This window comes from Parabacteroides sp. ZJ-118 (assembly GCF_011038785.1).
Classification (GTDB): Bacteria; Bacteroidota; Bacteroidia; order Bacteroidales; family Tannerellaceae; genus Parabacteroides.
This window is the reverse complement of the sequence record NZ_JAAKDT010000011.1, coordinates 54,726-69,499: the sequence shown is the minus strand read 5'-3', so window position 1 is coordinate 69,499 and position 14,774 is coordinate 54,726. Positions and strand designations below refer to the sequence as shown.

General features: G+C 45.0%; 7 protein-coding genes. All 7 read right to left on the bottom strand.

The window, feature by feature from the left end; genetic code table 11:
• Positions 1 to 134 precede the first annotated feature (134 nt).
• From G7Y39_RS05100 to G7Y39_RS05070, 7 genes are read right to left on the bottom strand one after another with little or no spacing between them, the layout of a single operon-like run.
• Entirely contained in the window at positions 135 to 1,922 is a 1,788-nt protein-coding gene (locus tag G7Y39_RS05100; protein ID WP_165155701.1) for an SLC13 family permease, read from the bottom strand.
• A gap of 15 nt (positions 1,923 to 1,937) precedes the next feature.
• Complete coding sequence (locus G7Y39_RS05095; protein ID WP_165155699.1) at positions 1,938 to 5,726, bottom strand: amino acid adenylation domain-containing protein; 3,789 nt, start codon at positions 5,724 to 5,726, stop codon at positions 1,938 to 1,940.
• A gap of 2 nt (positions 5,727 to 5,728) precedes the next feature.
• On the bottom strand, positions 5,729 to 8,101 hold the full coding sequence (locus tag G7Y39_RS05090) for a TonB-dependent receptor (protein ID WP_165155697.1): 2,373 nt from the start codon (positions 8,099 to 8,101) through the stop codon (positions 5,729 to 5,731).
• Positions 8,098 to 8,928: a sensor histidine kinase gene (locus G7Y39_RS05085; protein WP_165155709.1), complete on the bottom strand. Its 831-nt coding sequence runs from the start codon at positions 8,926 to 8,928 to the stop codon at positions 8,098 to 8,100. Before G7Y39_RS05085 ends, G7Y39_RS05090 begins: the two co-directional genes overlap by 4 nt.
• Positions 8,929 to 8,939: 11 nt before the next feature.
• Positions 8,940 to 11,939: a sensor histidine kinase gene (locus G7Y39_RS05080; protein WP_165155695.1), complete on the bottom strand. Its 3,000-nt coding sequence runs from the start codon at positions 11,937 to 11,939 to the stop codon at positions 8,940 to 8,942.
• A complete protein-coding gene (locus G7Y39_RS05075) occupies positions 11,923 to 13,491 on the bottom strand; it encodes a hypothetical protein (protein WP_165155693.1) in 1,569 nt (522 codons plus the stop codon). Before G7Y39_RS05075 ends, G7Y39_RS05080 begins: the two co-directional genes overlap by 17 nt.
• A 3-nt stretch (positions 13,492 to 13,494) precedes the next feature.
• Positions 13,495 to 14,664: a PP2C family protein-serine/threonine phosphatase gene (locus G7Y39_RS05070; protein WP_165155691.1), complete on the bottom strand. Its 1,170-nt coding sequence runs from the start codon at positions 14,662 to 14,664 to the stop codon at positions 13,495 to 13,497.
• Positions 14,665 to 14,774: the final 110 nt, after the last annotated feature.

Sequence of the window (14,774 nt, the reverse complement as noted above, 5' to 3'; positions counted from 1 at the left end):
CGGCAACTAATGCCGACTGCAACATATAGGTTCAACAAAACAATAGCGACTGCAACTATTAGCTTCATAGTGACAGTCGCTATTGTTATATATAAAGTTTAATACCTGTAGTTTATCAAATGCTTACAGATATTCTAAAATGGCCAGAATATCGGTGCGAACAATGCGGATACAGCTACTGTCATCGCGTTCATCAAGATCCCCAGTATCATGAAATCCGTGAACTTATAACCTCCAGGCCCATAGACCAGCAAATGGGTAGGTGATCCGATCGGCGTGGCGAAGCTGGCGGTCGAGAGCATCAATGAGATCATGAAAGGGGTTGGGCTTACTCCCAGCACATGGGCGCTTTGCAATGCGATCGGAAAGAAGATGGCCGCCGCTGCCGTATTGGAGATGAACTCACTTAATACGCAAGTGGCCGAGCAAATTACGATCAATGTTACATAGGGGTTTGTCCCGCAAATATCTTGGATACCTCCGGCGATGGTGGTAGCCAATCCGCTGGTTTGGATGGCACTACCCAAGCCAAGGGAGGCAGCGAATACGAGCAGGGTACTCCCCGATATGCTGGCTCGTGCTCTCGCCGGCGTACAACAACGGGTGGCAAGCATGGCAAGTAGTCCTAATAAGGCGGCCGTGACCAGAGGTAGAATATTGAATGTAGCCAGTAGTACGACCGTTAGCATGATTAAGGAGGCTACGATTGTTTTCCGGCTTACCGGGATGTCTTTCTCTTTAGGGTTCAGCAAGATTAGGTCTTTCTCTAAAGCGTCAGACTGCTCTAGGAAATCCGGATTACATTCCAGCAAAAGGATATCACCCGGTATGATGACCGTTTCGCGCGGACTGTTCACGATACGTTTTCCTTCCCGGGAAACCGCGACCAAAACAACATTAAACAATTTCTCGAAGTTACGTCCCATAAACGTGCGCCCGATCAAAGAGCTGTATTCGGGTACGACGGCCTGTATCAAGGTCCTGTCTTTCGATACCTCGGAAATGGAATATACGTGTTCTGAGGCGGTTACCAGCCCATGGGAAGCTTTTAATCCTAATAATTTATCCGGTATGCCTGTATAGATAAGGCGGTCGCCTCCCATGATAAACTCATCATCCGGGACCGGGGTGGTAATCTCCTTATCGAAGCGTATGATCTCTACGATATGTCCACCATCCACTTGTCCTAGTTTCGCTTCTTCTATCGTTTTTCCTATATAGGAACAATCGGAAGGAACCAACAACTCCGTTGTAAATTCTTTCGATTGGCTGAATTGCTCGCTGCTTTGACTGCGCTCTGGAAGAAGCTTTCTCATTAAAAGGATCATCAAGTAACCGCACGCTAAACAGATAATACCCAATTTGCCAACCTCAAAGAAGCCGAACTCTATCCCGGTTTCCTTGGCGTATAGTCCGCTGATAATCAAGTTTGGGGGAGTACCGATAATCGTACAAAGCCCACCTAGTACCGAAGCGTAGCTCAGGGGAATCAATAGTTTGGAGGGCTTGATAGATAACTTCTTGCTCCAAATCAACACGATTTGCAAGAACATCGCCACCACGGTGGTGTTACTCAGAAAAGCGCTTGCCGCCGATACCGGTGCCATCAAGCGTAGCAGGGCTCCGGTGTAATTTTTAGGCGTACCCAAGCATTTCTTGGTAATCCAATGCAGCACGCCCGTCTCGGTCAGCCCCGTCACGAGCACAAACATGAATCCTACCGTAATGACGGATGACGAGCTGAAGCCGCTCAACGCCTCTTGCACATCCAGCGTCCCTGTAAGCAACAAGATTGCTAAAGCCCATAAGAAAACGAAGTCTGCCGGAAGCTTCGTGCCGATCAAGATCACGAACACTCCAAGCATCGTGAGCACGGCGATCCATGCGTGGCCGGATAGACCGGCGAATAAGATTTGTTCCATATACTTAAAGTTGAATTATTGTTTGTTCGCACTATATAAATCCTTTATTTGTGATAAAAACGCTGCCTGGAGTATTTCCCAATGGTTTGTATCAAGATAAAAGATTTGGCAATGAGGTACTAGCTCTTTCCAATATTTTGCGTTCTCTTGGAATTGACGGTAAGCTCTCTCCTTGGTGTCCGGATTTTTTAAGTCCAGACGCAGGCTCGTGAATTGACTGGCTAGAAATAGTGTTACTTTACCTGGATAAGTTTCCATCTTCTGGTTTTGCAGGAGCCGGGAGACTGTCTCGTTGTGTTCTCCTGTGTAGGATTGTGCGGCACCGGTATATTCGAACCTCAGCTGTTTATCTCGTTTAGAGAAACTGTCCAGCAAGAGGAGCTCCGGACGGTAAGTTTTCCCCTGGTCCACGAGTTTATTGGCGATGCCTAATCCGATTTCTCCCCCGATACAAAATCCGGCTATGACTTTTATTTCTTTATCGATTACGACTCGATCCAAGAGTGACGTGTAGGTGTCTATTAATTGATTCCAATGGATTTTTTTTTCTTGTCGGGCATACTCATGGATAGAGTCAAGCACGAGGATTGCGTATTCTTTACCGAAAATATCGATAAACGCTTGATATTCGGTATTAAAGTTGGCTTCCCCACAGACAAGTACCATGATAGGTTTGCTTTCATCATAGGTATTGCCCCAAAAACAGATAGAAGACCGGGGGCTTTGTACGATCTTACGTATAGTCCTCTCTCTATAGAAGGTTGAGATTGATAGATCGAGCCCTTTTAGAGAGGCCTCCGACGCGATCATCATAATCTGGATAGAAGAGATTCCGAGATCGAAAAGATCTGTTTCCACTCCGATTTGTTCGATGTGGCAGGTTGATGATAGGATATCCAGTAAAAGTCGCTCTTCCTTGGTTTGGGGAAGAGCTAGATTTGTAGGGAATTCTGCCAACATATCAGGCTCAGGTAGCTGCTTTCGATCAATTTTTCCACTGGCAGTAAGGGCAAAGCTCGGACGAAAGACCCACCCTGAGGGAATCATATAATAAGGCAATGTCTTAGCCAAGGATTGCCGGAGCTCTCGCGGGGAGGGTGCCTGATCCGTTTGTACATAGGCGATCAATTTCTTCTCTTTTTGATAATCTCGTACGATGACAACCGATTTCTTGATATCGGGATGTTGGTTCAAAGCGTTTTCTATCTCTTCCAACTCGATTCTGAATCCATGTATTTTTACCTGGAAATCGATTCGTCCATGGAATAGTATATGTCCATTGGGTAGGCGAGATACAAGATCTCCTGTCCTGTAAAGAATCGCATTCCGTCCTCTACGTTTATCTTCCTCTGTTTGATAGGGGTTCTTAATGAATTTTTCTCGATTAAGCTCCTCTCGTTTGATATATCCTTTACTTACTTGAGGGCCACCGATACAGAGTTCTCCCCTTGCAAAAGGGGGGAGTAAATGTCTGTTTTGATCTAATATATAGCAAGCGATGCCTTCTATGGGACAGCCTATATCATTGGATAAAGTCTCATCATTCATAACACAAGCGGTAGCGCATACCGTACATTCTGTGGGGCCGTAGGCATTAATGAATGTACGACCTTTTCGCCAGAAATCAATGACATGTTTAGGCGTGGTATCTCCAGCTACATACAATTTTTCTACTTGAGGTAAATTGTAGTGTGGCAGTTCCGATAGCATTACAGGAGGAATCCAAGCTGTTGTCACGGATTGATTTTGTAATAAATCACTTAAAGCTTTTGGTGAAAAGCGTTCTTCTTCATTTGCTATGATAAGCGTAGCCCCGACTAATAGTGTACTGAATATTTCCCATACAGACGCATCAAAACAAAGGCTTGCATATTGTAATACAACATCCTGTTGCTCTTTTGCCATAATTTTTGACTGTAATAATTGCAAGACTTGCCCATGTGTGATAGGTACCCCTTTGGGTAAGCCGGTCGTGCCGGAAGTTGAGATAATATAAGCGTTTGTGTTTTGTGGAACAGTTGGTAACTTATTTATATTGGAAGATTGTGTACTCGTTTCAAGTAGTGATGTTAGGAGAGTTCCTGCCGGAAAGACACGGTCTTGTTCGGATGAATCGGATAATACGTGGCGTATCTCATAATCTTCCATGATAAAGCGTATCCTTTCTACGGGATGATCCAACTCGAAATTAACGTAAGTGCCCCCCGCTTTCAGTATGCTAAGCAACCAGATGATCGCTTTTCTTTTATCCGATGTATAGATACCTATTGGTTCTCCGATTGGCATATCGTGTTGGAACTCTTCCGAAAATCGCTCCCTTATCTTATGTGCGTTTTGTTCGCAAAGATTATATAGATATTCATATGATATTGATGTGTTATTGTAAATCAAGGCCGGATGATCTTTGTATCTTCGGGCAATTTGTTCAAAGCGTGTGTTGATGGAGTCACTTATCAGAGACAAACGGTTTAAATGAGTTTCAACCTCTTGTTGGTAAACTTCCAATTGTTTGGAGGATAGTAGGCAAATTTCCGAGAGATCACTTAACAGCTGATTAGAAAAGTGGTCTAAGACTTGTTTTAGGCTATTGATGAGGGCCTCGATGTATGGACGGGGGAATTCCGGGCAGTAACAGATCCTTGCCAGCCCATTGTCAGTGGGATCTACCTCAAGCAGCAGATCAAAACGGGAGTATTTATCTATCCTTCGATGGAAATGGCATTCCGTTCCTTGCAGGGGGATATGAATAGAATCGCCCCATTCGACAAAATTCATCCCTACGTTGATGTTTCCAGCGATAATTTCGTGGTTCTTTGTTTGCAATAGGGGGATCACTTCATCTAGGGTATACGATTGGATGAGTTTTAGCTTTTTTCTCTGTTTGGTTAGTTGTAAGATCAATTCTTTACAGGTGAGTCCCTTCTCGAAAGACGATAACAAAGGGAGGTTGTTTACGAAGAACCCGATTAAGTTCTTTAACCGGGATGGTCTTAAATTGATTGCGCTATCGATTAGTATGTGTGTTTGATTGGAGAAGCGATGTAGCACATACATCCAGGCGGATAGAATGACAAGGAAAGTCGTCGTGCCGAGTCTCCTTCCTAGATGGATTATTTCTTTCATTCGCTGGGTGCCCAGTTCAAATCTTACGTCCTTGAACTCATAATTTGTCTGTCTTCTTGTGATACCGGGGAATGTCAGGTTTAGTTGTTTGTCTTTGAATAGTTCACTCCAGTGCTCTAGGCAAATATCCGAATAAGCGTATTGATGGTTCTTTTGCTGGAGTTGATCATATTCGCTGAACGTGGGTAACTGCAGCCGGGGATAAGGATTGTCTTGGAGGCGTTCGTTATAGATTTGTGCCAGCAAGTTCAACAAATCTGTTACGGATGTCCCATCAATACATATGTGGTGGAATACGATAACCAACGCATATGAGTGATCCGGCAACTGATATAGTTTGGCTCGTATAGGCCGTTGCGTATATAGATCAAAGATAGATTGAGTAAATCGGTCTAACGCGATCTCGCATAGTTCCTCTGAGGCTATCCCTTCAATAGAAAACTCAAAAGGGAGGTCGCTTTGAGTTTCGAAATAAAGATCGTTTTCGTTCTCAATTAATAAACTGTGCAAGATATCTACGGAGTTAACTAAATAATAGAAAGAATCTTTTAAAAGAATAGGATCTAATGTCTCCGTGAACCTAAAACTAAGTCCAAGGTTATAAAAGTGGGCAGGATATAAACTGGCATATTTCCAAAGGAGCCTTTGGTATTTGTTTAGTTTGATTTTCATTTGTCTCATGATTACCAAATCTTATATTTTAATGAAAACATCATGCTAAATCCTTGTTGAATATAAGGGGTTGGTACGCTACCCCCTTGATAATAGAGTTTGTCTAACAGGTTGTAAAAATGTACACTGCTTTCAAGTCTTTGATATTTATATCTTAATCCTGCGTTCATCGTATATAGGGCAGGTAATTCATTCTTTAGGTTTGTGACCGGAACTCCTCCTATCAAGATGTTTTCAATTGGAGATAATTGTGTCCCTGTCAATCTTCCGTTACCATAAAGCCATAGCTCATGTTCTTTATGTTTTAATAGATTACCGTTCAGGGATATATTAGCGAACCAGTTTGGAACATTGTGTATCTGGTGTCCGGTATAGGTATAATTAGCGCCATCTAAGATGGTTTGATAAGTAACATTGAAGTTGGCGAAAAAACGAGAGGTCTGATATTGCAAGGCGTTTTCTACACAAAATGTTTTCAACTCTCCGGCATTGATATAACGAGGTTGTTCGCCGGAAGCATTCGGATCTCGGTAAATGAATCCGAAAAGATCGTTATAAGCAATTACTCCATTGTATAAAAACGTAGAGTTGGGTGTATATGAAAAACTTAATTGGGTCGTTTGCATATATTCGGGTTGCAGGTTCTCGCTACCGCTATAAGAGGGTGATTCATTATAGCGATAAAAATAAGGAGCATCTACGAATGAGCGTGCGTAATTTATTTTTAAGTTGAATCTTTCGTTTGGTAAATAGATCAAAGAGGCTCTAGGAGATAAGGAGGTTATGTGTTTAGTATTTACACGCCTCTTTATATCATATCTTACTCCGGCATTTAGTATCCAGTGTGAGCTAAACGAATGTTTGAGCTGTAGAAAAGGCGAGTAGGATGTTTCAGCTCCCAAACGAATCGGAGCATTGGGCCAATGTATAAATACATTTGTATAGTCTTCCGCGACCTCTCCCTCTGCCGCATACAATTTAGTATGTTCCAACTGTGCGCCTATGAGCAAATTTCCTCTTCCTATTCCATCTAATTCAGGGTAAATATAATTTAACAGGAAAGTTCCTCCTAGCGCATACTCTTTCCAGTTCATAATTTGAAAACAGGAGTAACGCTCAGCTCCTTCTAAGAATCCGCTTACGGAATCTCCCATTAATGAGTATTGATTACTCGTGTTTAGGTCGAAATATGTATTTACATCTAATTTTACATTTTGTATCTTGCTGGAATAATTTACTCCGGCATGTGTGAAAGACATGCCATGGCCTGCTCTTTCTCCATTCACCGTCCGATATTTGTCGTAGTCATATAAGGCTCCCATCGAAGAATGAATGTCGGCGAAAGTTGGAACTTTTTTCCCATATCTCTGATTAAATATCAAGGAAAGCGCATTTAGTTTAAATGTAAATCCAATATCATAGGAGGGAAGATGGTTGTAGGCTTCTACCCATGCGAAACCATCGTGAGGGTATACTCCAACAGCTTCCTCTTTCGAGATAGAACGTTTTTGCCCATCGGAAGCATAGAATGATCCCCACCCCATGAAGTCTATGTTCATGAGACGTTTTCCTAAAAGAAAATTCGCTTTTTTCTGACCGAAATTACCTATACCTGCGGATACTTCTATGCCCTCAACATCTATTCCTTCTTTAGTGATTAGATTGACAACAGCGACGAGGGCTACGTTGCCATACAATGATGAGGCTGGTCCTCGGAGCACTTCTATTTGCTTGATTTTTTCAAGATCGATACTATAATCCGGAGCTGCTTTATTCGTGATTCTTGCGTTCATGCGTTGGCTGTTCAGCATGATTAAAATCTTTTCTTGACCGGCAGAATAGACTCCGTGCATGGCAACATTTGTCTCGTTGGGACTTTCTACAGAGGTCATACCCGGTACATAAGTTATCAATACATCTTTCAGGGTACGTGCTCCTATCGCCTTAATCATCTCTTCCGTAATCAGCGTCACCGGAACGGGTGCCTCCTCTAGTGTTTCCGCTTGTTGGGAGGCGGTTACGAGGGTGGTTTTGCCTTCTTTTTTGTCGCGGATTAATTCGGCGAATCTTTCCGGGTCATTGATGGTGACGCTGTAGTAGGGATCTTCCCGCAAGAGTAGATCTACATATTTATTTGCGTTTGTCAAATCGTCTTGAGCCAGGCTGCAAAGGGCCAATAGGCGATAAGCGCTGACTTTTAGTGTGCCATTGTAAGTGCTGATCTGTTGATTGAGTATGTCGATGGCATTATCAATATGGCCTACTTGATACTCGGATTCGGCCAAGGCAAATTGTTGCCTGTTATCCATCTCGCCTTGTTGCGCTAAAAGAAAGGTCGGGACGGACAGACAAAAAATGGTTAGCAAGTAGATCAGTTTTCTCATGGGTTCATGGGTATGGAGATCGTGAAACGGGTATATCGGTTCTCCTCAGACTCGAACACTATTTTGCCGTGATGTTTCTCCTCGATAATGTTACGGGTGATGGAGAGGCCTAAGCCGGTCCCTTCCCCGATAGGTTTGGTGGTGAAGAAAGCGTTGAAAAGCTTCTGCTTTACCTCGTCTGACATGCCCATACCATTGTCCTCTACGCTGATGTAGAGGTGCTCTCCTTGTCGGTACGCTTTGACTGTGACTGTAGGGACATAGGAACTATCGGTGTTTTGTTGTCTTTTCCAAACGGCATAACAAGCGTTGTTCATCAAGTTGATAATGGCACGGCTGATGTCTTGGGGAATTATTTTCACCTCCGGGATCGTCGGGTCATACTCCTCCTTGATCGTCACGTTGAAATCCGTGAGGTTGGCACGCATGGCATGGAAGGATAGCCATACGTACTCCTTCAGCAATTTCTGGATGGAGGTGGCGATAAACTCATCGGACTTTCCGCGTGAGTACAATAAGATTCCTTGAATGATGTCGGTAGCCCGGTTCCCATGCTCGGCGATCTTGGCCAAATAAGAACGCAAAGTGGCGATCGTGTCTGCCAATTCCTTGTTCTCCTCATCTTCCAGGTCAAAACCCTTCTCGTCGAGGATATCTGTCAGGTCATCCACCATATCATTTGCTATCTGGCTGAAATTTATGACAAAGTTCAGCGGGTTCTGTATCTCGTGAGCGATACCTGCACTCAATATTCCTAATGACGATAGCTTCTCGGACTTCTGAATCTGTGTTCGCAAGTCTTGGATTTGTTGCTCTAATTCTTTCATATCACTCATAATTACTTGATTTTTAAGGATTGATGTGTAGGAAGAGACAGAATGAATTCCGTGTATTCGTCTTTTTCCGATTTTACTTGTATGGAACCATTATGGCTAAAGATAATCTCCCGGCTTAGGTATAAGCCCACGCCTGCGGCTTCCGAGGTGGTTTTCGTCGTAAAGAACGGGTCGAATATTTTATCCAATATGTTTTCCTCTATACCGATGCCATTGTCGCGCAAATAGATCAGCGCATGGTCTTCCTGGCGCTCTATACGGATCTCCATTTGGGCTTTATAATCGCTTCTCTCCTTCTTTTTACGAAGCGCATGAACGCTGTTTAGCATCATGCTCGTCAATACCTTGCCCAATAGCAACGGGTCTACGTCCATGGGCAATGGCGTTTCCAGTGGCCTGAAGTCGATTTGTATCTCGGATGTCTGCAATTCCTTTTGGCAATACTGCCTTAATGTGTCTAAATTGTCCTTTATGAGCTTATTGATATCCGTCTTACGGAAATGGCAGTTATGCTCAGATAGCATTTCCTCCATGGCCTTTAATATGCGTGAGGTACTATTGCCGTGCTCCTCTATTTTCGTGAGGTGCGTATGCAGCATTCGCAGGATATCTTGCATATCCTCGTAATTATCTTCCGCGATATTTTCCTCCTCGTCCTCCACGTCTTCTTTCATGTCTTTGAGTAAGACGGTAGAAAGATGGGAGAAATTGATGATATAATTCAGCGGGTTTAAGATGCGGTCTATCAATCCTTGCGTCAGCTTGGCTACGGTAGCCATCTTTTCTTGGCGGATCAATTGGTCTTGCGCCTCACCCAATTCCCGCAAGGCTACCTCCAGCTTTTGTGATTTCTCGGCGATCTCGTCCCTTTGCTCGCGGATCTGGCGTGTACGTTGCTCCACGGTCTCCTCCAAACGCATTTTCTCCTGCAATAACTTGCGGGTACGCCATTTGGAGAATAGTAAGATCAGTACTATCAAAGCGGCTAGATACGCCAATAAGCTGTACCATTTTAGGTAAAATGGTTTCAGGATCGTAAAGGTAAAACTCGCCTCCTCGCTTTCCCGGCCGAATGCATCTTTTGCCTTCACGTGGAGCGTATAGGTCCCGAATGATAGGTTCGTGTATTCCTTTTTGCAGGCGGTCTGCCACGGGCTCCAACTGCTTTCGTATCCCTCTAGGTAATAGGCGTATTCCACCTCGGTGATCAGATCGTTGGCATCGGAGGTAAACAAGAACTCAAAGTTTTTCATAGAACTTCCGAAGCGGGGAACCGGCAGTGTCGTCATTTGCCGGATATCTCCGTTATAGCCCTCAAAATACGTGGAGTCATTTCCTAGGCGGATCCCACGGATATGTATCTTCGGCAGGTGCGAGAAGTCCCCGTCCAGCTCATTCGGATCGAACTTGATCAACCCGAAATCTCCGCCGATCCAAGAGATACCGTTCTCCTCCAAGTAAAGTGTACGGATGATATGATCTTTGATCGGTACCAACATCAGGTTCTTTGTCCGGTCAATCTGTTTGTTATTGAAAGACACCAGGCCCTTGCCGTCTCCTCTCGTGATCCATTCCTCATGTCCGGACGGGCTGGAGGCGTAAATACCCGGCCACCAGTGATTCGTCTCCATGAGGGAATCCAAAAGGGCGGGTGTCTCCTCGAACTGTTGGTTGGATGGGTTCCAGCGTTGGATTCCATATTGGGAGAACACATCTACATGTCCGTTGATACGATATAGCTTATTACCTCCGATCGCCTTTAAACCTTGTAAGGAATCCAGCAGAACGGGACCAGGCAGTTCCGGCCCGAACCAGTAAATCTCTCCATAGAGAGTCTCTGCCCAGAAAGAATGGTCCGAGACTTCCAGTTTCATCGCTTTCTCTATATCTGCGGCTTCCTCTCTATGTTCTCCTTTTAAACGAAAGATTCCATCGATCTCTCCGGTATAGATCGTTTGCGGGTCCGTAGGATCGAATACGAGGCTGAATGTGTTGTAATCGTTGAGCTGTATGATTCGTTGTCCGTTGATTTTGAAAAGTCCGTTGCTCGTGGCGGCGAACAGGCTTCCGCCCGGACTCTCTTTCAGCTGCCAGCAGGACTGGGCAATAGCGGGCTGTTTCTCGAATCGGTCGGTAGCCTTATTGTATCGGAAAAGCCCGTGCAAGGTTCCAGCGTAGAAATCTCCTTTATATCGGTATAGGGTGGTAACCTCTCCTTTCAAGCCCTCTTTCTCGGTGAATTTGGAATAGAAAGAGGGTGTGTTTACCCGGAAGATTCCGTTGTCGGTCACTCCCCAAAGGGAACCTCTATGATCGGTCTCTATATCGTTGATCGTATTGCTGCACAATCCGTTCTCTTCCATGAGGGTGGATAGCGTGTTCCCGTGGTTATCCGTGAAAATGAGTCCGTTATTGCCATTCGTGCTCACCCATGTTTGAGTGGATAGGCGGATCCGCTTGGCCGTAGGCTCTAGGCGGGTAGCACCGTCGAAAGGGTGGGCGGACAGGAGGGAATCTTTCCGGATCGTGATCTGATAACTTTGCGTGAGAAAGTAGAGGGAGTCTTCGGCCTCTTCGATATGGCTTACCTCACCTATACGGAGATGCTGATTGCCTGTTTCTTGATCGGATAGATAGGTCTTCAATACCGGTTTTCCCTTCTCGGATCTCGTGATCTTACCGATGTAGTTATGCCCGCCTACCCAGACTTGATTCTCCCGGTCTACATATAGGCATGTGATTCGTGAGATCCCGGGCGTGAAAATCTTATTCCACTCCTCCCCGTTGAAATAAAGAATTCCCTCGAAATTGGCGAAATAAACGATTCCGGAGGAGTCGCAAACTACATCGAAGTTTCGGTTGTGAGCCTGATAGTCCGAGGTGGTATAATTCCGGAAAAACGGTACACCTTCTTGCGACAGGGCCGGCAAGAGCGTCCCTATCCACACGATCCATAGGATGATCGTGTACTTGGGTGTCGATATATTATTTATACGTCTCATATTGATTTAACTCACCGATATAATAATCCCATTCCTCCCTCGTGAAGTTCCGGGATATATGTTGCCGGATTTGCGCCGCCATATAGTCTGGGGAGATAGAGACCAAGCTGAGGTTTCCTTTCTCGTCGCCGGTAAAGATCCAGTCTCCGCTTTCTCTGATCACGAATGTATGTATCCACTCGGAAGGCTGGTACACGATGGATGAGACGATCTTACTCTCATTATCGATGCTCCATAGACGAACCGTGCCGTCGTAACTGCTCGTAAATAATTTCCCTCCGGAGAATCGGATCTCGGTCACGGGCGAGATATGTCCGACTAGCTCTTTATAGTTTTTGGTTGCGGTATTTACGATAGCCACTAATCCGTTTTTATAACCGATTGTTAACCTCTCGGTCTGTTTGCCGATTCGCATACAAGAGATCGGTTGCTTGATCAAATCCCATAGCAAGCGAATGTTTCCTTGCTTGTCAAGTTGATAAACCCCACCTTCCTCATCGCCCCAAATGATGTCAAGCCCATTTTTGGTAAAAGCCGTGATACGGTGTGGGTGCTTGCAGACCGTCGTAAATTTCCAGTCATTGATTTTCGCCTTTTGGATCTCCCCTTTTTTATAGGCGATGAATAGTTGGTTCTCGATTTGTTCCATACCGACTGGCTCTTTCATGCCCAAAGGAAGCTCTATCTTTTTATTGGCGTTATTTACGACGAGTAATAGGTCCGGATAAGAGAGCGCGATATATTGTTTGTGCTCCGAATCTACCACGACCTTCCGGAAATCATAAGTGGAATTACTCACGAGAAAATGTTCTTGCGATAAATGATTCCCTTCTATTTTCCATACATATAACTCTCCATATTGACTGGCGGAGAGCAGATGCGAGCCTTGGGCATCTTGGAAAACCTGTATGTCCCGGATCGCTCCGGCATGGAGCCTCCAGCGCTTGGATAGGTCGCTAATTTGAGACAACGCATCGAAAATAGCCGGTTGGTAGATATCTCCTTTGTTTTCAGACGTGAATTTCCATGCGGAGTAACTTAATAAGGTGGCCAATTCCTTATTCCCGATCGTATATTGTGTAGAGGCCTGTGAGCCCAACGAACGTCCCAAGGCCAATCGAGCCAATGTGTCCGCTTTCATCCGGGCCTCTACCGCCTCTTTCCGACGGATCTCCGCCAGTTTCTTCTGCTCCTCCATCTGATTGTAGGCTTCTAGAGCAGCTTCTTGAGCCATGACTGCTTTTTCCTTCTCTAGTTCGGCGTGGTTGCGCATCTCCTCGGCGATCTTGGTTTGGTTGACCGCTTCTTGCCGTTGTATGTCGGATATCTCCTTTTGCTGGTAGGCTATTTCTTCCAATTGTGTACTGATACGGCGAGTGATGGTCGCTTCTTTCTGGCTCTCGGTGGCTTGCCGTAATTGCTCAATCAAGGTGGCTCGTTCTTGTTTATGCCGCAGGTTCTCTTTCCAAAGCGAATACACAGATACCCCTCCTCCCGCCAATAAAAGCAAAAGGAATAGCGTGAGTCCGATATGTCGCTTTAGGAAAGGCATGTGTTAGTTTTTCTTACGTTTGATCACAAGCATCGTCATGTCGTCGGATTGGGTCGTATCACCGATGAAATCGCCTAAATCGTTATGAACTTCCTCGATGATAGTTTTGGAGTCCTCGTAATACAATTCTGCGAGCGAGTCTGCTAGGCGTTCCTCGCCGAAGGCTTCGTTTTTCGTATTAAACGCCTCGGTTATTCCGTCTGTGTATAATACGATCGCCTCGCCGGGATTTAGATGTGCAGAGTCATTCTTATACACGAATCCCTCCAGCCCGCCCGCTACGAAATTGGTGTGTTGCGGTACTTGTTCCACTGTTCCGTTGTCTCGCAAGATATAAGAGGGGTTATGTCCGGCGTTGGTAAAGTCTATATCGCCGGTTTTATGATTTAAGATACCGTATAGCATCGTGACGAACATGGAGTTTACGCTCGCTTTGCATAAAAGCCGGTTTACCTCGTTCATGCACTCGTTGGTCGTCTCCGCGGACATGGCCACGGAACGGAGCAGGGTGTTGCTTACCGCCATGAAAAGCGCCGCGGGGATTCCTTTTCCGGAGACGTCCGCCATGACAAAACCGATCTTGTCCTCGTTGATGCGGAAGAAATCATAAAAATCTCCGCCGATATCTTTCGCCGGTGTCATGGATGCATAAATATCCAACCTCTTCTCTAATTCTGGGAAAGGCGGGAACTTGCATGGTAAGATCGCTTTTTGGATCTCTCCGGCCGTAGCCAGATCGGTTTGCAAGGATTGCAACTGGTAATGCTCTTTTTGCGTCTCCTTGATATATTTGATTTGCTCGACCGCTTTTTCGATGGTCGTGGAGAGATCGTCCAAGTCGATGGGCTTGGTTGCGAAATCGAAAGCCCCCCGGTTCATCGCTGTACGAATATTCTTCATGTCGCCATAGGCAGATACCATGATGCATTTTTGGGCGGGATTCCGAAGCTCGTTGATTTTGGAGAGCAGGGTGAGACCATCCATCTCAGGCATATTGATGTCGCTAAGGATAATATCGAAGTCGGGATTTTCTACCATCAACTTCAATGCCTCTAGTCCATTATGGGCAAATGTGAATTCGTATTCTCCTTTCCGGATTTTCCGTCTAAAGTAGTGGGTTAACAATACTTCCAAATCCTGCTCATCGTCTACGCTTAATATTTTTATCGCCATATCGCTTGTTGTTTCATTTGTAAAGAGTTATAATTGAATCACAAAGATAGCGAGTTTTTTAATAAACATCTTCCTTGTTCCTGTACGTTTTTATATTAAAACGTCCTCGT